Raw genomic sequence first — 20,128 nt, 5'->3', positions numbered from 1 at the left:
ATCAAGAGCAGCGTTCGTTGGCATTTATGCAGTCGCCGCAGGAATCGCAACCCGTACACTTCCCCCCTGGCGGCTTAACCGTGCTCTCATCAATCGAGAAGATCGCCTGCTTGCTGCCGCCCTGAAACACATTGACCTTCAGCTCGTCGCTTAATTTTGAGCCGAAGCCTTGAAATTCCCCGCCAAACATAAACAGATCCGCGCTGAACTTCTTGTGGATCAGGGAGCGCCCCCGGCCGGCTGGAACCGGAATTTCCGGTGCGGCAATGAGCTCCTGTACAATGTAAGGCTTGTCCCAGTATTGATCGATCAACTGTTCCCATTTCTCCTGTGGCGTGGATAAGCCAATGACAACTCCATCTCCTCTGATGTCGTAAGCGGTCTTCAGCACCAGCTTTTCCCGATGCAGCTTGAACAGCTTGCGAAACGCTTGCTCGTCATTATCTTCACTGGACATAGCCGAAAGCTTGCGTGCCCAAGGAATATGCTTGTCAAGTATTCTGCATTCTTCTTCCGTGAAATGCTTGCGGAAGGCCGGATCTGAAAGATAAGCCAAGCAAAGCTTGCTCTCTGTAATAAAACGGGCCTGGAATGAATTAACATGACAGACGACTAGATCCTCGCATGCCCAGATGAAGTCGGATAAAGCATCGAAATCGTCGAGAAGAGGGATAAAATCGGCTGTGTTTATTTTATTCCAGATCAGCTCTATCCGCTGATTTTCCGCATAAAGCTTTCCTTCCCGGTATGATAGCTGTCTTGGATCGGTGACAACCGCTTCTACTCCCGATTGGCGAAGAAGCTTGACCATTTCTTTCACCTCCAGGCTAACCCGGTTTTCGAGCTGGAGGATCGCCATGCTGCGAAGCCGGGATCCTGAGGAAAACTCGGCAAAAGCAGAAGTCAATTCATTGATAAAAGCATCAGGCTTGTGGATTCCTTCTTCATATAAGGGAGGAATATTATTCAAGTATCTGGAGAGTGACGGAATTTGCCTGAGCACCGAATTGACGCGTCCTGTAAAAATGACGCCGGCTGGGCAATCCGTATTGTTTTCTAAAACTTTAAAACCCTCCTCGCCCGGTACAAGATAGGTGTCGAACCGGGAGATGCGGATTTTACGTTCGTATCCGGGATCGATCCGCACCAGGCGGGAAGCGGCTTCGTCCAGCATAAAATACTCCCTGGTGGCCGTATCTTCTTCATAAAGACGGATAACCTTCTCCAGTATGGCGAGCAGCTTCTCAGCTTCGATTCGAATCCATTCGCGGTCGGAGGAGGATAATATGACGACTCTCGGGTAAAGCTGAAACGGCTTGTTTCGATACACATAACCGTCGTTCTCCAGCCTGCCTTCCAGTTCCCTGATCTCCTCGTCCAGACGATTCCCTGAGCTGACCACCATTCGGCTATAATCCTTTTCATATAGGAAGCGCTGCATTTTCGATCTCCTCCTTCGGATAAATCACAACATCCGCGATGCTGGGTTCAAAGCCTTCTTCTCGTACATATGCCGTATTGAAATATTTCCTCATCAGTTTCGCCGTGACCGGACCGATGCTTCCGCTGCCAAGCTCATGGCGGTCAACGCTGACGACCGGGAGGATTTCCGCCCCCGTCCCGCAGAGAAAAGCTTCATCCGCTAAATAGCACTCCGTACGGTCAAGCTCCCGCTCGGTGGCAGTTAGGCCGATTTCCTTGGCCCAGTTCAGGATATGCCTGCGAGTGATGCTTTCCAATATGCCGGACGTGACGCAAGGGGTAATCAGCATGCCGTTTTTTACGATAAAAAAAGCCGCTGTCGGAGCTTCCGCGATTTTACCGTTCTGATTCAGCAGAAGGGTATTGTCATAGCCGTCCGATTTGGCCTGAAGCATCGCTAAGCGTCCGTTCTGGTAGTTGGCGATGCATTTGATCCTTGGCGGCATCATATGGTCGGATATGCGCTGCCAGGAAGAGACCGATATATGAATGCCCCGGTCTGAATGCGGCTTGCGCTGCATGGGAAAAGCGGCCACGCTGAGCAATACGGGCCCCCTGGATTCGAGCGGGCCGTCCGCTTCAACGGAAGCGGCCACGCGGACATAACAGTCCTCCTGCAAGCGATTGACCAAAATGATGTTGCGGATGTTCCTCATCACCCTTTCCTTGCTCCAAGCATGCTCCATCCCCATAATTTTCATGGAATCAAGAAGTCGATCCGCATGCTCGGACATGGAAAACAAATGCATTCGATGCCGATCTGCATCCCAATAGCCGCGGATTCCTTCAAATACGGATGCTCCATATTTCATCGCCGCCGACCCTATATGGATAGTCGCTTCGTCATAGGGAACGACCCTGTCATTTAGTTGAATAAAACATTCCTTCATGCCATCCGACTCCTTTCGATCCGATAGTCATAAAATGGCTCCACACAAGGGTAGCCTTTGCAGACCCTCATCCTGCCCTCGGACGGCTCCATAATCACGGAAGCGACCGTCGCGACTTTGCGCGGGTTCCCATCCTGATGAACGCAGAGGCTTCCCATCCCGCTCTCGTGATAAGCGAGCAGTTCCTCCATCTGCCACATCGCCGGCCTGTTGCCGTATAGACCAAGCTTGTTCTTCGTCCGTTCAAGACGTGGATACGTTGAGGTGTTCGGGTTCACTAAATCGAAGCGTATGAAATCCTCATGCAAATAATGATTTGTATGCACCAATAGGCTATCTTCGATCAAACGCTCATTATCCACGGTCATTTCCACATTGATCAGACGCCTGCCGTCCGTCATCAGCAAATTTCTGGAGGATGCGCGGCGAATCAGACTGATTTCTTGCTCGCATCTCTCTAGCGTTGGCTGATGCAGCAGGTGGCGTATTAACAAATAGGGAGGGACGCCAGCCCGCCACCCTGGACTGAGCACCATATTCAAGCCGATGCCCAGTCCGCAGCTATTGATCCCCAAATATCCGATCAAACCTACATGCGTATACATCAACAGATCAGGCTCGTTCCCCGGCGTATGAATTTCCAGAATCATCCCTAAATCCGTCAACTGGCCCGCTAAATCAACATTTTGCGCGATAACGGCATGGCCTTCTTGGCTAAAGCAGGCAAACGCGGTGCATTCAAGGCCCGCAGCGATAATCTCACGCCGAAGCTGAAGCAGCATGCCCTCCCGATAGCTGATCCCGGCCCCTTGGGCCAGACCTTTGATTTCCTCGGCAAGTTGGGGCGTGCAGGCTTCAATATACGGAATATAGCTGTCGGCCATGCTTAACGCTTCCTTCAGGGTTAACGGCTCGCGTCTGACACTGTTGATTCGGGCGATGTTATCATTCAGAAAATCCCTGATATCATGCCGCAGCGTCTCCCCATATTGCGTTCCCCGCTGAAATGGAGAGCCGCTGACGGCAACATGCTTCAAGGGGCTACTCACCTGAAATCACCTCACATATGCTGCAGCTCCCGGTTGTTTTTTCTAATTCGGGAAGCAGTAAAAGCAATATCCTCGCCTGTGATTTTATTGGGCGGATAAATACCGAGCCCATATGCAAGCTGCTTCCAATACACGTTATATTCGAGGGATGCATCCATAATCGGCTGCTTCAAATCCGTTGAGAAATTCATCAGACCAAACAAGATATCCCTGGTCATCGGCGTCATATACTGCTCGGACATAAGGATTTCATCCTGAACAAATTCCGCCGCATCCATCATTTCAACCAGCTTGAAGCTGGCCGTCCCGAAGCAGCGCTCGATATAGGCGGCATACACCTCCGTAGCCAAATTCCCTCCACTTCGTCCCATGCCGCGCAAAGAGCTGTCAATCCAGTCCACCCCGCATTCCAGCGCCGCCACCGTGTTAGCCAGGCCCAAGGACAAGTTATTATGCGCATGGAAACCAACCGGAATCGTTAGCGTGGACTTCAATACAGTGGCGATGGACTTTACCTGATCGGGAACCAGATGTCCGTTGGAATCGGCAAAGTAGACGATGTCGGCACCGGCGGCCTCCGCCTTCAGCGTCATTTTTTTGATCTCCCGGCTCGTAAAATAAGTGATCCGCACAAAATTCGCCGAGGTAAACAGCCCTGTCCTCTTGCATTCCCGAATCGTTTCCAGTCCCTCTTCTAAACGGTCTTGCCTGATGCATACGCGCACGAGAGAAACTCCCAGCCGTTTTAGGGACTGAAGATCTTCGGCCTGAATATTGTGGGGATGAAGCATGACGACCAGGTGGGCCAGCGGTGCAAACTCCTTTAATGCTGATATATAATCGTCATGCGTAGCTGCCGTCATGCCCAGTCCAGCCGTTCCCTTGGCCGGGCCGTTCCTGTAGCCGATCTCGATCCAGTCCGCACCCGCCTTTTGCAGCCCGCTTACAATGTGTTTTGCAGCCTCTAACGAAAAATTAAAACCGTTAACGTATCCGCCGTCACGCAAGGTTACATCTATCAGCTGGGCCATAAAGTCCTCCTTCATCTATGAGGGATTCTTACATAAATCAGTTAATAGGAAACCCTTAGCACAAGGACTTCCTATTAACGATTTGAAACGGTCTATCCAAGAACGGGCTCTGCTTCCGCTTGAATTCCTGTCACGCGAAGGATTGCACTAAAGTGTTTCATACGTACTTCAACCGACTTATATAGGGCCGCGATTGCTTTCTCTTGCAGCTCCTCGGTTATCGCATATTTGCGGAGAATATCGTAACCGGCTTCCGCATGATCCTCCTCTACCTCCATATCATGGGAGCTGTGGATCGTAAAATACTGCACGCCTTCCTTGTTCAGGCTATAAAAATGCTTCATCGCTTCATTCATTGTGCGTCCGTCCCAGGTGACCGGCGGCTGCCCTTCCATATATACGATCAATGCCGCTACGGCCTCTACCAAATGATGATCCGGCCCGCAAACCTTGTTGTTCCAATCGATAACATCCTGGGATTCAGGCAAAATGTCGCAGTTCTCGATATCCTCCCACTTCAGGCCGAATTGCTCGCCGATTTTGAAAAACAGCTCGAGGTGCCGCATCGTTCCGGTAAGCTTGCCGGTCTCTTCCTCATAAATGTTCTCGGCCAGCTCCTTTCGTACTTCAACATCCGGAGTTTTCGAATGAATTGCCGAAATATTGCGTGTCCAAAAGCTCTTAATATGATAGCGGTGCAAAACAAAATTTTTTAAAAGCTCCGGCGTTGCTTCGCCTTTCATAATAACTTGGTAAAGCGGATGGGTAATTTTCTTGTTCTCCTCCACGATCGATTTGAGCTTCTCCACGAACTGATCTGAATTAAGTACCACATCAATCACTCCTCATCACGAAATTTTAAAATTTATGATGAACTATCATCTTGGACTTTCGCCCGAAAATGATAGGTACACCCTCTGTTCGATGAAGTCGGCCACATGCCTGACAGTCTCCATGTGCGGCCAAGTAATCGCGGGCGTGGTGTTCACTTCAATGACCGCATAATCGTCATCGTCCACTTCCAGTAAATCGACGCCAGCAATCGGCGCTTGAAACACGCGAGAGCACTGCTCAGCCAACGCAATCATCCTCGGAGTAAGAGGACAGGCCTCCCAGGTTCCCCCGCTGGACAGATTCGTCAAAAAGCCTCCATTCTCCGCATACCTAAAAAAGGCGAAATCCGCTTTGTAATCCACAACCCTGACCCGAATGTCCCTTCCGGGCTTGTCCAGGCAGGCCTGAACATATAGCGCCTTATGATCCCGAAAGTAATAAGGGGCAAGGTTTCTCAGACTGTTTATATCATCAACTCGTACTACCTGCTCGCCTTTGGCGCCGATTACAGGTTTCAGTACGAGAGGAAATCCCAATAATTCCGCTGTTTCCTCCAATTGCTCATAAGAGCCGATGAACCGGGTCGGGATATGGGGAATCTGATGCTTAGTAAGCAATATCGAGTTCAGGAACTTGTTTTGGCCGCTGCCGAGAACATCGGAACCATTGATGACCGGAATCCCGCATATTTCAAAGGCTTTCAGCAGCCAAAGCCCATATTCGCGCTGAGACAGCGATACCCAGCCCAATACGCAGGCCAAGTCCAGTATCCGATGATTAAAAATAAAGCGGATGCCTGGCTTATCCAGATCTACTGTGATCTCATAAGGTCTAGCGCAAATCGCAGGAAGTCCTCTTCCGTTTAATGCGGCTGCCAGTTCAATGACATCCGGTGTTTCTTCACGGCATAAAATGAGTATCGACTTCACGGGCATCCCGTCCTCTCCCTGTCTTCGTTGTAAAAGACCGGACCTATCGCCGCCCCGTTCGAATAATTAATCACGGCGTCGTCACCGGTATTTTTCGTCCGTAAAATATGGCCGATATACCGGTTTCCAAACAAGTAGCATCCCCATAGAAAACTTGCTTGCTCTTCATGAACCCTGCCTTCCTCGTTCGCTATAACAACGGATCCGTAGGAGGGAGTGACCCTTTCCTGAACAACGGCCCAAGCTCCCTGGGGTGCAGAGGACAAATAGGAATCGATATGGGCTCCCCACTCGGCTTCAGACGTCTTCCAGCCGCAGACGATGCCTGCGCCTCCGTATCCGTCCGCCGGCTTGATGAGCAATCGCTCCCTTTTACGCAAAGCATAGCCTTTATTCCCGATCGTCAGCAGCCGAGTTTCGGGGATATGTAATCTGATCCATTCGATGTCCTTTGCAGATAGACCAGCCTGATATGCAGGATCGGACAACAGGGCAAACAACGCCTTGCTTCCGGCGATCCGGCAGGAGATACCCATGGGCATTTCTACCAGACGATTCTCAAGAGCATCAAGTATATGTTCAAACTCGGAGGGGGTTCGCTGCAGATCTTCCAGGTCGAACAGCCGGTAAATGACATCTACCTTTTCGCCACTTGCATAGAGGCCATCCTTTCGGCGCTCAAGCTCCTTCGGTGTGCATACCGTTACTCGAATCCCGGTTATTTCATGAAACCGGCCAGCGATATTGTTTAGCGTCGCCTGCATGGCGGGCATGGAAAATTCGCTTTCGACAAAAGCCAGCAGCGGGTTTGAGCGATGCGAAAGAAATGACCGGGCCATAAGCCAGGCCCATTCCTTCAGCGTGTCCATCCATTCGGCTTCATGCTCGCGGACGGCGTCGCTAACCGAGGACAGCTTGAGAACGACCGAGTGAAAGGAGGCTTCCAGAAGTCCCCCAACACTGCTTCCCAAATTTAATTCCAGCATTTTCGGCACGCCGCCGTCGTCATAAAGGTCGCTGCGGATCAGAACTTGTCGGCTGTCCAGACGAGGATTAACCTGAATCCAGCGCAGCACCGTGTCCGAATAGCCCAGCCAGCGGGCTGCGCGTATCATATCCCCGCCAAACAACCGCTCGATCGTTAAACCAATCAGATCCAACAGCTTCTTCGTCGCTGCGGCATCCTGCTTCATCTTCACGATGCTTCGGATTTGCGGCGAAACGATGATTCTAGGCCTGGTGGCCGAGGCTTGTCCTGCTTGGCCAAACATTTCTGTTACTTCGTTTGGTGTTGGAAGAATCGTATTCATCAGTTTCCTCCAATCTTGGATTGAGTTGAGCAATATAAAAAAACCAATTTCAATCAAATTATCCATTACTTGTATTAAATATATCACACATAAATGTAAAATGTTGTTATATTTTGTATTATTTAAAAATTAATTTTGTGTTTTTAGATAAACAGAAGGAATTTAATAGAAAAGCAGTGCTTTTGAGAGAGAAATGTAATCTCCCTTTCAAAAGCACTGCTTGTATAATCATGTCCAAATGTCGATTTATATCAGATGCACACGAAGCCGCCGATTTCCACGCTTTCTGCCTTGACCTCTACGCGGATTTCGCTTTCGGCGCCGACATGCTTGCCCTGTGAGATGACATATGCCGACGGCCCTCCCCCCTGAAATAAAAGGTCGCCAAGCGCCCCTGCCGCTACACCGGTGGCAGCATCCTCCGGGATGCCGAACAACGGATTAAAGCCGCGCGCATGGATATAGACAGCTCCATGATCTGGAGCCTTCTGCTCGGGTTCGTGAAAGGCATAGGCGTATACCCCGTTAATACGGTACTTTCCGCTCCATTCCTTAATCTTCTCAAACTTAGGTTTAATCTCGTCCAGAGCGTTTAAATGACGAAGCGGCACAAGCAATTTGGGCGAACCGATGCTTGCCGCACAAAAAGGGGCATTATCCAAAATGTCCCCGGGATCCCTTCCGAGCATGTGTGCAACTTCGATCCTGTCCGGGATCATAGCCAGGCGGCGCGCCCGTTCAGTCTTAAAATAATAATGACCCAGCGGGGATTTGGCGATTACGATGGGCGTACCGGATCCGCAAACGACCTGCAAACGATCCCGTTCGTATTGCTGCAGCATAAAAGCCCCTGCAGCGAGTGTCCCGTGCCCGCAGAACGTCATTTCCTGCTCGCTGGAAAAAAACCGTAAGACAGCGTCCTTTTCTTGATCACTGCTAAATTGAACGAACACCGTTACAGGCGCACCGGAATTCCTTGCTATTTCGAGCAGCTTTGCATCAGGCCATCCTCGATACTCGACTACAGCTGCTGGATTTCCCCGGCTAGAATCATCAGTAAATACCTTATATACATTTACATCCTGCGTCATATCAGCTGGCACCTCTCTTCATACTATAAAACAATCGTAGTTCAATCCTACATTGTCTTCACTATATGTCAACCTGTTTTTCCCAAATTTGAGATCATTATGGATGTTATACGCAGTCAAAAAAATACCGCGGTTAAGAAACAGCTTCGCGTATTCGGAAGGCCCCCAGTCATGCTGGCGTTCACAATAAAACAGGGCTGGATCGTTAAACGATCCAGCCCTGTTATGCATTCAAATGTACGCTTATCCCAAATATGTGCGAAGCATCCACATATGCTTCTCTAAATCGCCCTTGAAGCCGGTCAGCAAATCCGCTGTCGCTTCATCGCCTTCTTTATCGGCAAGCTCAATGCCTTCCTGGAATGATTCAGACAAAGTAGCAAAGTCCTCAACCAGCGTCTGAACCATGGCGCGCTGATCTTCCTTCCCATTAGCTTCCTGGATCGTAGCGATCTCCAGGTACTCTTTCATCGTAGCAGCCGGATTGCCTTTAATCGTGAGCAAACGCTCCGCTACGGCATCCATTTTCTCGGTTACCTCATCATAAAGCTCTTCGAATTTGGCATGCAGCGTAAAGAAGTTTTCCCCTTTCACATACCAATGGTAATTGTGTATCTTAACATACAGCACGTTAAGGTTAGCGACTTGCTCGTTTAGTACCTGCTCCAAACTTGCCTTGCTTGTTTTGTTGGCAGACTTCGAATCAGCTTTAGCCATAATCAATCCCTCATTTCTCCGTTATTGATATATGTTCACCCCAGAGCACGCAAATCATGCCTGAAATGAATACAAGTTATTTACCGGGCTCCGAGCATCCCTATTACTATGTTACCCGAGCCGGGTTTTTACGAAACAACAATAGTCACTTCAGTCACTTCGCAGCGGTTATCAACAGCATAACCTGTATTAGGCCGCTTCGATATGGAGTCATTTTGAAAAAAGTAATGCTAATAACACACTTTTCCGATATACTAACTTTAATCTAATTTTTAATGAAGTTTTCTTACTATATTTAAATATAGATGCAACTTAAAACAAACCCTATTTTTGGAGGTGCCTCATTATGTCCTCATATCATCCTTTTTCGCTGGAGGATGCCATTGCTTATGCCAAGTCAATTCCTGATTTTTTCGCAGCCGATGCCGTACTTACCTGCGAAGAAATCGGGGACGGCAATTTGAACCTGGTGTTCAGAGTCGCGGATCCGCAGCAGAACAAGAGCCTGATCATTAAACAAGCTTTGCCTTATGCCAAGGTCGTGGGCGAGTCGTGGCCGCTGAGTCTAGATCGTGCCCGCATCGAAAGGGAAGCGCTGGAAATCCAACACCGGCTCTGCCCGGAGCTTGTCCCTGCGATTTATGGGGGCGACAACGAGCTGGCAATCACGGTAATGGAAGACTTGTCCGGCTATACGATTATGCGTCAAGGCCTGATCGACGGGCATACTTATGACCATTTTGCAGAACATATCGGTCGCTTCATCGCCACCACGCTGTTCTATACCTCCGATCTCGGCATGAATCAGCAGGACAAGAAGCTGCAATCCGCACGTTTCATTAATCCTGATTTATGCAAAATAACCGAGGATTTAATATTTGAAGATCCATACAGGGATGCCGATAATAACAACTTCACGGAAGATATTCGACCGGAGGCCGAGAAGCTGTGGCAGGACAACGAACTCCACCTCGAAGTGGCCCTGCTTAGAGAGAAGTTCCTTACGCGTGGAGAAGCGCTGCTGCATGGCGATCTCCATACCGGCAGCATTTTCGTTACCTCTGATTCGACCAAAGTCATTGATCCCGAGTTCGCCTATTACGGGCCGATCGGCTTTGATATCGGAGCGGTTATCGCAAATTTACTGTTGAACTTTGCCGCTCAGCCCGGTTGGAGCGACAACGACGCTATTTTGCAGGAGCGCCGTACATGGCTTCTTGCAACAATTGGCGGCGTATGGAATCATTTCGAGCATAATTTCCGCAAGCTCTGGGATGCACATGGCGTAGACATCATGTCCAAGACGCCTGGCTATCAGGATCTCTACATGGAAAAAGTACTCCAGGACACTATCGGTTTTGCTGGTTGTAAAGTGATCCGCCGAATCGTTGGCCTCTCCCATGTCGCAGACATTGATACGATCAAAAATGAATTGCACCGCCATCAAGCCAAGGTCACGGCTCTAGACATTGGCAAGCAGCTTGTGAAGCAAGGCAGATCAGCGTCTTCCATCGCCGAAGTGATCGAATGGGCTGCAGCAGCTGCAGCTAAGGAGGGTGCTAACGTATGACGAATGAACACTACAGCGTGAAGACCGAGCCACTCCAGACAAGTCGGCAACGCCCCGAGCCTCTTCTCAGCCTTCGCTGGAGCGAAGGCAAGCTCCTAATGCTTGATCAGCGGCTGCTTCCCGAGGAGATCGTCTTTCTTGAATTAGCGACCCCTAAGGAGGTATGGGATGGCATACATGCCATGAAGGTGCGGGGAGCCCCGGCGATCGGCATCGCTGCCGCCTATGGGGTTGTGCTGGGAGCGAACTCCTTTCAGGGAGACGACACCCAGTGGCTGGAGCATGTATTGGCTACCGCCGAGCATTTAGCAACCTCGCGACCGACAGCGGTCAACCTCTTCTGGGCGCTTGACCGGATGAAAGAGCGTGCTGTGAAGCTCGCGGCAGAGCAGGTAGGCCGCTCTTTGCGCAATGAGGCATTACTGGCGGAGGCGATAGCGATACATCGTGAGGATGAAGAAGTATGCCGGAAAATCGGAGAGCATGCGCTTCCTCTTTTTACTTCCGGGATGGGAGTCCTTACTCACTGCAACGCTGGAGGACTGGCCACCGCCAAATACGGAACGGCTCTGGCCCCGTTTTATCTGGCGCAGGAACAGGGGATTGCCCTTAAAATATACGCCGATGAGACAAGGCCAGTTCTTCAAGGAGCAAGGCTGACCGCATTCGAGCTGCAGCAAGCAGGCATCGATGTAACCCTGCTCTGCGACAACATGGCTGGCCTCGTTATGTCCAAGGGCTGGATCGATGCCGTCATCGTGGGAACAGACCGCATTGCCGCTAACGGGGATGTCGCAAACAAAATCGGAACGTACAGCCTTGCCGTTTTGGCAAAGGCGCACAACATCCCTTTCTACGTGGCCTCGCCATTGTCCACCATTGATCTAGATACGGAGAACGGACAGCTTATTCCAATTGAGGAGCGGCCCGAGCATGAAGTAACCGAAGGGTTCGGCAAACGCACAGCCCCTTCCGGCATTAAAGTGTTCAATCCTGCTTTCGACGTCACTCCGCATCATTTGGTAACAGCCATCATTACGGAGAAAGGGATCGTCAAGCCTCCATTCCGAGACAATTTGGCAGCCCTGTTCAAGGACATAGATTAATCTCTTAAAGTCCAGAGATGGGATGAGGTAAACACTTTGTAATTTTTTCATATATAGGTTGAACTATAGATTTTACGGTAAAAGCAGCCGTATTAAACGTTCTAATTGTACGATTTGTCGTACAAAACTATAGTGCCAGACCACCATGCACGCCTTTTGTACGATCTTTCGTACAACACTACCGTGAATGATCGCCTCGAGACCTCTTTTGTACTATCTTTCGTACAAAGTTCTTGCGGCGACGCTTTCAGAAGCGCCTTTGTACGACTTTTCGTTCAAAATTGTTGCTGCAGCCGACAAGGTCGGATTCCGCTTGTTTTTGGCTCCGTATAACCATCAGTTGAATGCGTGGAGGACGATGGTAATGGCCTTAAGGGAGATATAAGAATAAGAATAGTGGATAGTTCAACTTAATATTCAGAAGTACTTCCCCTCTTTTAATACTATTAGAAAATCTCTGTCGAAGTACTCTAAGGTGCCGGGCCGCGATTACAAGCCCTTTTCCTTGCGATTTTAAGAAGCTCTTGCTTCGAATTTTATACTTTCTGAATCTTTAAAAATGTTTCAATTTGAACCTTTAGGACTATGATTGTCCACCAAGCGATGCTATGATTAATGGGTAATTTTAATATTAGCCTGACATCTACGAGCAACGATACTTAACATGTGTTTCTGGGGGAATTATGGGGAATTATGGACAATCATAATAATAATGATCATGAACAACTAGGATATTTATTCAATGTGGAAATCTTGGTAAAAAGCAAGTCCAATGCCACCGCGCTTCAATCGCTGCTGGAACTGCTTAACAGCGGGGAACAAATTATCGATTATCGCATCAATTCTGGGATTGAGCTCGGGGAAATTATTGAATCCCTGCTGGCGGCAAGGAAACAATCATTCATCTCCAGATCCTACAAACGACTTACAACGAACTCATCGACCAAACAGGAAGCTACTGGAAAAAATAATGACCAAGTCGCTGATAAAAGAAAGGCACCAGACGAATTAAAGATCGCTCCCAACGCTGAAGACAGCTTCGCCGCCCTGGCGATGAGCGGAAACTTCCAAGATTGGATTCAGAAATATATTTCAGAGAATCGCCTGGTTCGGATATTAATCTATCGTAATGGTGAGCGAATAAATATCCCTTGCCGCATATTGAATTTCCAATCAGAAACCTACGCCATCAACGTCTATCATGTTGACGAGAAGCAAGTTTATACTTTTATGCTTAGCGAAGTCATCGATTTCATTGAAACCTAAAGCTCTAACTCAACTCAATATCACGCAGGATATAGACGAATGCTGCGCCATCCCTTCGGGATAGCGCAGCATTTTGTATTTACTCTCATTTACTTTTTCCCGTCTGTCCCCACGCTGATAGAGCAAGCATGAGCCACCCTGCAATGAAAGAAACTCCTCCAAGCGGAGTAATCGGTCCAAGCCATCTCCAGCCCGCCACAGACAGCAAATAGAGGCTGCCCGAGAATAGCACAATCCCGATCAGAAACAACCGCGCAGCCCAGCGCAGCTTGTTGCTATCGCCCCACGTGCCGGCTGCCAGGGCGACAAGAATCATGGCTATACCATGGATCATATGATATTGAACCCCGGTCTTATACGTTTCAATTGAATCTTGAATGACCGGTTCCAGCACGTGAGCTCCAAAGGCGCCAAGGGCAACGGCCAGAAGCATAATGATCGCTCCTATTCCAGCTATTCTTCGCTGCATAGATATCCCTCCTATTTTTCAAACCACAAACCTACTTACCTATCATAACCCAGCTCGCTTCACCTTTACCAGAACCGGCCCAAAAGTGAATTTTTTTCTTGATTTTTTACCGAATCTATGGAAGATTATACGTTAACATGACTAAATTTCTGCAAAGGAGCTTGATTATTAATGAATTATGAACCTGGGGCGCAACCACCAAGCCCTAACTATGATTATGCGGCGCCTGCCCAGCCCTTGGCCCCCCAAAAGCACTCTGGGCTTGGCATCACCTCATTTGTTATGAGCATCATTGCATTGCTAGGCTACTTTATGGCCTTCTTTCTTATCATTGCCGCCATTGGCCAGGCTGTCCAAAACCCGTCCTACATCGAGGAAGCCCTTATGGACGATCCTGCGGCGATTCTCGGCATTCTTGCCATGTTCGGCGCAGCTATCATAAATTTGATCGCTCTCATTCTGGGGATCATCGGACTCGTAATCAAAAACCGCAAAAAAATATTTGCTATCATTGGCACGATATTATCTTCGTTGTCCGTGGTATTAATCATCTTTCTCTATATTATCGGTACATTACAACAGCTATAAGTCCAACAGCACAACTTGCCCCCTCGTTAGCCTAAACAAGTTATCGCGGGGGCAAATTTTTTGTTAGCGGCTTCCCGAGCGCCCGCTTACATCAGCAATTTCCAACGAACGAGCCGAAAAGATGTTAAACGCTCTCGCTTTTTGATAAAATAAAGCTGGACTATCTGAATTTAAGGAGATACTTATGGCACAAGTTAAAATTTTTGCGGATAGCACATCCGATCTGCCAGCGTCTTGGATCACGGAATACGGCATCGGAATCATTCCCCTGTATGTCGTCTTTAATGATCAGACCTACCGCGATGGCATCGATATTACGCCGATCGGCATTTACGGAAAAGTCGCGGATGCAGGGAGCTTGCCTAAAACGACGGCCCCGTCTCCCAAAGATTTTATAGACGCTTTTGCTCCGCATATCGAGCAAGGACACGATATCGTATATATTAGTATTTCGTCCAGCCTGTCATCCACCTACCAGAACGCGCTTATTGCGGCAGGCGAATTCCCAGAAGGACGAGTACATATCGTGGACTCGCTTAATTTATGCAGCGGGATCGGCCTGCTCGTGATGAAGGCGGTCAAAGCCTCCCGGCAAGGACAAAGCGCCCATGAGATCGTCTCTTTGCTTGAACACTCCAGACAATTAGTAAATACGGAGTTTGTCATCGATACACTGGAGTATTTATACAAAGGCGGCAGATGCTCGGGCATGCAGAACTTCATCGGCAGCCTGCTCCAAATACGTCCCGTACTGAAAGTCGTTGACGGAAGCATTATTCCTGCCTACAAAGTCCGCGGCAAGAAGGAGAAAGCCGTTCAGCAAATGCTCGACAATGCCCTTGCCAAGAAAGATGAAATGGACGATGATTTAATTATCGTAGCCCATACTCTAGCCGAGGAAGAGGCACGCCGGCTCGCAGCCATTCTCAGAGAGCAGACACCGGCGCGCGAAGTGGCGATCGCTGAAGCAGGCTGCGTCATATCCAGCCACTGCGGGCCTCATACCGTTGCGATTATGTATATGAACAAGGGCTCCGAAGACCGAATCGGATAATCCGAATTTCATTTGGAGGGATCACTTTGCGAACCATTAGAATATTTGCGGACAGCACCTGCGATCTGCCTGCAGCATGGATCAAGGAGTACGGCATCGGCATCGTTCCGTTGTATGTTACGTTCGAGGACGAAACGTACAAGGACGGGATCGACCTCACGACCCCGCAGTTGTATAGCAAAGTAGCGAAGAGCGGGCGCTTGCCGAAGACAGCAGCACCTTCTCCCGCCGATTTTATCCAGGCCTTTGCTCCTGCGATTGCTGAAGGACAGCAAATTTTATACATAAGTCTGTCGTCCGAGCTATCTTCGACTTACCAGAATGCCCTCATTGCGGCCGAGGAATTTGAAGAGGGCCAGGTTACTGTTTTTGACTCGCTCAACTTATCCACCGGAATCGGATTGCTCGTGATGAAAGCGGTCAGAGCTGCATCTGAGGGGCACAGCGTAGCTGAAATCGTAGCCTTACTGGAGAAGACAAGGCCGCAGGTCGAAACGGAATTCGTCATTGATTCGCTGGATTACTTATATAAGGGCGGCAGATGCTCCGGAATGCAAAACCTGGTAGGAAGCCTGCTCAAAATTCGGCCGGTCATCAAGGTCATCGACGGAAAGATGACTCCCGTATCCAAAATCCGCGGAAGCCGCGAGAAAGTGCTGGAGCAGCTGCTCAACAATGCCCTGGCTAAAATCGATGACATGGACAATGACTTAATATTCATTACCCATTCATTGGCTGATGAGGACGCCGTTCATCTGCAGCAAATTTTGCAGTCGAAAACAAAAGCAAGAGAAGTCGCCGTATCCGATGCAGGATGCGTTATTTCCAGCCATTGCGGAGCCAAAACTATCGGAATTTTATATACAAAATCGATTTAAACAGCACCGCGTAAACAAGCCGACGATCGCTCCATGATCCGTCGGCTTGTTTATCTTTACCTTATTCATCCTTTCGACTTACCGAGCTTAAGCCTCCATTCCTCGAGCAATTCGGCAACCTCCTGAATACGAAGCGGCTTTCTTAACAGTCCTGCCATTCCGCTAGCCAAACAGCGCTCCCGCTGCTGCTCAATGACTTCCTGGCTGCTCATACCGATAATAATCGGCATTTGATCCACCGGCGCCCACTGTCTAATTAGGCGCGCGGCCTTGATTCCGTCCATCACTGGCATCTCGATGTCCATAAATATAAGATCATAGGCTTGGGAGGACACAGCCTCAACCGCTTCGACGCCATTATGGGCTACATCGGACGCGTACCCTAGCTTCTTTAGCATCTGGACGAAAATTTGACAGTTCACCGGGTGATCCTCGGCCACAAGCAGCGAGAAGCGTTCTTGCTGCCTGGAGATGCCATTCTGCTTCGCGGAGGCTCCTTCGGCAGTTGCGCCTGGTTCGGATGTTTCTGCCGCTGGGGCCGCGGCTGCAGCGATTTCATTTCCCACGCCGGAAAAAGCGGAATTGGGCAAAGAATTCGCGAGCTCCTCCGGACAACCCAGCCGTTCAAGCTGTCGTCCCAGTGCTCGTCCATCACAGTCCCGTTCCTCTTCCCGCTCCCCGCTAATCAGCGTAAAACGAAACGTGGAGCCCTGCCCTTCCTTGCTCTCGACCGTAATCGTTCCGCCCATCAGCTCAACCATCTTCTTGCAAATGGCCAGACCCAGGCCCGTTCCCCCGTATTTGCGATTAATGACGGGATGAACCTGGGAGAAGGATTGAAACAGTTTGTATTGCTGATCCTCCGGGATGCCGATGCCTGTGTCGTTTACGCTGATTTCCAGCAGTACGGAATGCGGCGTCTGCACCTCTTTTTTGACAATGATCACGCTAATTTCGCCCTGCTCCGTAAATTTCAAGGCATTACCGATTAAATTAACGAGAATTTGCCGCAATCGCACGGGATCGCTTACGATAAGCTCCGGTACATCTGAAGCAATATGATAGGTAAGCACGATATTCTTCTTATCCGCACTGGGCAAGAATAGCTCTATAACGCTCTGAACGCAGGCATTCAGGTCAAAAAGCTCATACTCGAACGCCATTTTTCCGGCCTCGATCTTGCTGAAATCCAGTACATCGTCCAAAATCGCCAATAGCGCATGACTGCTGCTGGAAATGATGTCGGCATAATACCGCTGTTCCTCGTTTAGGTCGGTTTCCAGCAGCAAATCGGTCATACCGATGACACCGTTCATCGGAGTCCGAATCTCATGGCTCATTGTGGCAAGAAACTCCGATTTGGCCAGCGCCGTTCGTTCTGCCGACTCTTTGGCGCGCAATATTTCCCGTTCTCCCGTAATATCGTGGAATACGACGACGGCTCCCACAATTTGTCCTCTCTCAATCATGGGATTTACTGTATATTGGACGAGGAAGCTGGAGCCATCCCTTCGCCAAAAAACATCTTCGTTCACCCCCCGGGAAATGCCGTCCTGCATCGTCTGAATAATCGGACATAGCTCTGTCGGATAATCCGTACCCTCGCTGGTCGTATGATGGATCAATGAATGATTGGGCTGCCCGATAAAATCCTCCTGTTCATATCCAAGCATATTTGCGGCAGCTTTGTTGATAAAGACCGTTCTGCCATTCTCGTCCAGTCCATAGATTCCTTCGGATACCGATCCCAAAATAAGCGAATGCACATAGCTGAGCTTCTCGATCTGCTCCACATATCGCTTTCTTTCCGTAATATCATTAGCCAAGCCGTATACGCCGACAACGCGCTTGTCCACCATGATCGGCACATTGGTTACGGCGATTTCAATCTTGGTTCCATCCTTATGGAGGACTACCGTTTCATAGGTTTGAGGTTTTCCTTCCTTCGCCAGCTCAAAATGGTGTACGGTCTTGACCAAATCGGCGGGATCAATGAGGTCATGAAAGCACATTGTCGTAAGCTCTTCACGGTTATATCCCGTCAGCCATTCGAAATTGGAATTAAGCGTCAAATACCGGCCGAGTAAATCCATGGAGTAGACGCTGGCAGGACTGTACTCAAACAACGATTTATAGCGCTGCTGGCTTTCCTGCAAACGCTGCTCGCTTTCTTTGCGTTCCGTCACATCCCGTGAAATGACAATCATCTCGTCGATTTCTCCGGTTAATTGGTCGTACCGATATCTCCCTGTGCTTTCAAACCATATATACTGCTCGTCCTTACAGCGTATACGATAGGTTACCGTATATACTTTTCGGGATTTCATTTGCGACTCCAAAAAATCCTTGACCATCGGCACATCCTCCGGATGGAAGAATTCATAAACGCTGCGTCCCACCATTTCCTCGGGCTCATAACCAAGAAGGCTTACCGAGGATTGGGAAGCGAATAAATAAACGGCCTCCTCGTCCGCCGTATGCCGAGAAATCAAATCCATGGAATATTCGGAAATCAGTCTGAACTGACGCTCGCTTTCCCTTAGCGCAGCCTCTATTTTCTGGCGATCCGTTATATCCTGTACAACCCCGATAATTCTTAGGGGAACTCCGTTTGCATTGTGTTCTATTGTCGCTTGGGAGCGGATCACTTGAAGCTCATCCGATTCAAGCACAAGTCGATAAACGATTTCGAAGGGGATGCCCTTTAAAATACCGTCCATAGCTTCGTCAAAAATCGGAATATCCACAGGGTGAATTCTCTTGCGCAATTCTTCGGCCATCTCGGGCAAGGTATGAAGTTTCTGCCTGAAGATCCTGTCAAACTCATTGGAGGTCGAGAATTGCCCGGTAGGCATGTCAAAATCCCAAGACCCCATTACCGCAAGTCTTTGGGCTTGTGCCAGCATCTCTTCACTCCGGCGAAGCTTGATTTCCGCCTCTTGCCGCGCCGTTACATCCCTGGCTATTGCGAGCGCTTTCTTTGGCACGCCTAGCTCATCATATATTTTTCGGATTCTTGTTTCGACCCAAACTTGTCTCCCGTCTTTATGCTGAAGCAAATCAATTAACACGGAACGATCATAATTCCAATCCACTTTTTCTACTTTATTTTCCCGATGAACGATTAACTGCTGAAGGTTTCTGCCAATAAGCTCATGCGGTTCATAGCCAAGCAAATTTCGAACCGTAGGAGAGATCGACAGGCAATTGCCCTCCATATCGGCAGATGCAATAACATCCTCTGCATAAGTCGAGACTAGCTCATAGAGCTGCTGAGACTGCTTCAAGCTCTCCTCGGCGGCCCTGACCTCTGTAATGTCTTTAGAAATCGAATATACCCCTATTACTTCATTCTCATGAACGATCGGTACATAAGTGATATAAGCATCGCGAATACAACCGTTCCTATGCTTGAAGGAAGCTTCGAAATTTCCGGACTCTCCCTCCAGTGCCCGTTTAAAGCATTCGTCTTTCTTCTTCCTCCCTTGCTCGCAGAACAGCCTTTCCAACGGGAGCTGTACGAATTGATCAGGCGGGTAGCCTGTAATTTTTTCGGTTGCCGGATTGGCATCCACATAATTCCCTTCCACATCAATGACACAAATGGCATCCGGGTGATGAACATACAATGACTTATACGTTCCTCCATCTAAGAGTAATTGCCGAAGTAGTCCATTTTTATCGTTGATCACAGTGAGGGCTCCTTTTCTGGCTTGTTGTCGATGTTACAATTTTAACCGATTATCCTTGAATATGACTAGGGACCGGGCACCTATCCCGTCAACGCGGCTTTTCCGACTGTCGATTCATCCGAAGTAAACTTTCTCCCTCACATATCGTTCCCTCTCCTGAATATACTTTAGT

The 20,128-nt window shown here is 49.1% G+C and carries 17 protein-coding genes; 6 read left to right on the top strand and 11 right to left on the bottom strand.

Going from position 1 to position 20,128, the window contains the following annotated elements; translation table 11 throughout:
- Nucleotide 1: 1 nt before the first annotated feature.
- The 9 genes from ACE3MQ_RS04125 to ACE3MQ_RS04085 form a co-directional block, all read right to left on the bottom strand.
- Nucleotides 2-1,441 carry a hypothetical protein gene (locus ACE3MQ_RS04125; RefSeq protein WP_379390931.1) on the bottom strand — a complete coding sequence of 480 codons (1,440 nt, stop codon included), beginning with the start codon at nucleotides 1,439-1,441 and terminating at the stop codon, nucleotides 2-4.
- Nucleotides 1,422-2,372 (bottom strand): branched-chain-amino-acid transaminase, encoded by a 951-nt coding sequence (gene ilvE / locus ACE3MQ_RS04120; RefSeq protein ID WP_379390929.1) that lies wholly within the window; start codon nucleotides 2,370-2,372, stop codon nucleotides 1,422-1,424. Before ilvE ends, ACE3MQ_RS04125 begins: the two co-directional genes overlap by 20 nt.
- On the bottom strand, nucleotides 2,369-3,421 hold the full coding sequence (locus ACE3MQ_RS04115) for a C45 family autoproteolytic acyltransferase/hydolase (protein WP_379390927.1): 1,053 nt from the start codon (nucleotides 3,419-3,421) through the stop codon (nucleotides 2,369-2,371). Before ACE3MQ_RS04115 ends, ilvE begins: the two co-directional genes overlap by 4 nt.
- Before the next feature lie 11 nt (nucleotides 3,422-3,432).
- Nucleotides 3,433-4,452, bottom strand: a complete 1,020-nt coding sequence (locus tag ACE3MQ_RS04110; protein WP_379390925.1) for a beta/alpha barrel domain-containing protein — start codon at nucleotides 4,450-4,452, stop codon at nucleotides 3,433-3,435.
- Between the two features lie 92 nt (nucleotides 4,453-4,544).
- Nucleotides 4,545-5,285 (bottom strand): TenA family transcriptional regulator, encoded by a 741-nt coding sequence (locus tag ACE3MQ_RS04105; RefSeq protein WP_379390923.1) that lies wholly within the window; start codon nucleotides 5,283-5,285, stop codon nucleotides 4,545-4,547.
- 45 nt (nucleotides 5,286-5,330) lie between these two features.
- Nucleotides 5,331-6,221: an ATP-grasp domain-containing protein gene (locus ACE3MQ_RS04100; protein WP_379390922.1), complete on the bottom strand. Its 891-nt coding sequence runs from the start codon at nucleotides 6,219-6,221 to the stop codon at nucleotides 5,331-5,333.
- A complete protein-coding gene (locus ACE3MQ_RS04095; RefSeq protein WP_379390920.1) occupies nucleotides 6,212-7,525 on the bottom strand; it encodes an ATP-grasp domain-containing protein in 1,314 nt (437 codons plus the stop codon). The genes ACE3MQ_RS04100 and ACE3MQ_RS04095 overlap by 10 nt, the downstream gene beginning before the upstream one ends.
- Before the next feature lie 251 nt (nucleotides 7,526-7,776).
- A complete protein-coding gene (locus ACE3MQ_RS04090) occupies nucleotides 7,777-8,616 on the bottom strand; it encodes a PhzF family phenazine biosynthesis protein (RefSeq protein ID WP_379390918.1) in 840 nt (279 codons plus the stop codon).
- A gap of 243 nt (nucleotides 8,617-8,859) precedes the next feature.
- Nucleotides 8,860-9,333, bottom strand: a complete 474-nt coding sequence (locus tag ACE3MQ_RS04085) for a Dps family protein (protein ID WP_379390916.1) — start codon at nucleotides 9,331-9,333, stop codon at nucleotides 8,860-8,862.
- 346 nt (nucleotides 9,334-9,679) lie between these two features.
- Here ACE3MQ_RS04085 and mtnK point away from each other — a divergent pair, with 346 nt between their 5' ends.
- From mtnK to ACE3MQ_RS04070, 3 genes are all read left to right on the top strand, one after another.
- Nucleotides 9,680-10,903, top strand: coding sequence for an S-methyl-5-thioribose kinase (gene mtnK, locus ACE3MQ_RS04080; protein WP_379390915.1), 1,224 nt, complete (start codon nucleotides 9,680-9,682; stop codon nucleotides 10,901-10,903).
- Nucleotides 10,900-12,009, top strand: coding sequence for an S-methyl-5-thioribose-1-phosphate isomerase (gene mtnA / locus ACE3MQ_RS04075; protein WP_379390913.1), 1,110 nt, complete (start codon nucleotides 10,900-10,902; stop codon nucleotides 12,007-12,009). Before mtnK ends, mtnA begins: the two co-directional genes overlap by 4 nt.
- 693 nt (nucleotides 12,010-12,702) lie before the next feature.
- Entirely contained in the window at nucleotides 12,703-13,275 is a 573-nt protein-coding gene (locus tag ACE3MQ_RS04070; RefSeq protein WP_379390911.1) for a hypothetical protein, read from the top strand.
- Nucleotides 13,276-13,360: 85 nt separating this feature from the next.
- Here the strand turns inward: ACE3MQ_RS04070 and ACE3MQ_RS04065 are convergent, their stop codons facing one another.
- On the bottom strand, nucleotides 13,361-13,744 hold the full coding sequence (locus ACE3MQ_RS04065; protein WP_379390909.1) for a DUF423 domain-containing protein: 384 nt from the start codon (nucleotides 13,742-13,744) through the stop codon (nucleotides 13,361-13,363).
- A gap of 171 nt (nucleotides 13,745-13,915) precedes the next feature.
- On the opposite strand from ACE3MQ_RS04065, the gene ACE3MQ_RS04060 reads away from it, so the two are divergent.
- From ACE3MQ_RS04060 to ACE3MQ_RS04050, 3 genes are all read left to right on the top strand, one after another.
- Nucleotides 13,916-14,332 carry a hypothetical protein gene (locus tag ACE3MQ_RS04060; RefSeq protein WP_379390907.1) on the top strand — a complete coding sequence of 139 codons (417 nt, stop codon included), beginning with the start codon at nucleotides 13,916-13,918 and terminating at the stop codon, nucleotides 14,330-14,332.
- A gap of 184 nt (nucleotides 14,333-14,516) precedes the next feature.
- Complete coding sequence (locus ACE3MQ_RS04055; RefSeq protein ID WP_379390905.1) at nucleotides 14,517-15,386, top strand: DegV family protein; 870 nt, start codon at nucleotides 14,517-14,519, stop codon at nucleotides 15,384-15,386.
- A 26-nt stretch (nucleotides 15,387-15,412) separates the two neighbouring features.
- Nucleotides 15,413-16,264 carry a DegV family protein gene (locus tag ACE3MQ_RS04050; RefSeq protein WP_379390903.1) on the top strand — a complete coding sequence of 284 codons (852 nt, stop codon included), beginning with the start codon at nucleotides 15,413-15,415 and terminating at the stop codon, nucleotides 16,262-16,264.
- Nucleotides 16,265-16,329: 65 nt separating this feature from the next.
- On the opposite strand, the gene ACE3MQ_RS04045 is transcribed toward ACE3MQ_RS04050, so the two are convergent.
- Nucleotides 16,330-19,956, bottom strand: coding sequence for a PAS domain S-box protein (locus tag ACE3MQ_RS04045; protein WP_379390901.1), 3,627 nt, complete (start codon nucleotides 19,954-19,956; stop codon nucleotides 16,330-16,332).
- Nucleotides 19,957-20,128 lie beyond the last annotated feature (172 nt).

This window comes from Paenibacillus lentus, from assembly GCF_042714055.1.
Lineage (GTDB): Bacteria > Bacillota > Bacilli > Paenibacillales > Paenibacillaceae > Fontibacillus > Fontibacillus lentus_A.
The sequence above is the reverse complement of the archived record's forward strand: the minus strand, read 5'-3'. Positions and strand labels throughout refer to the sequence as shown.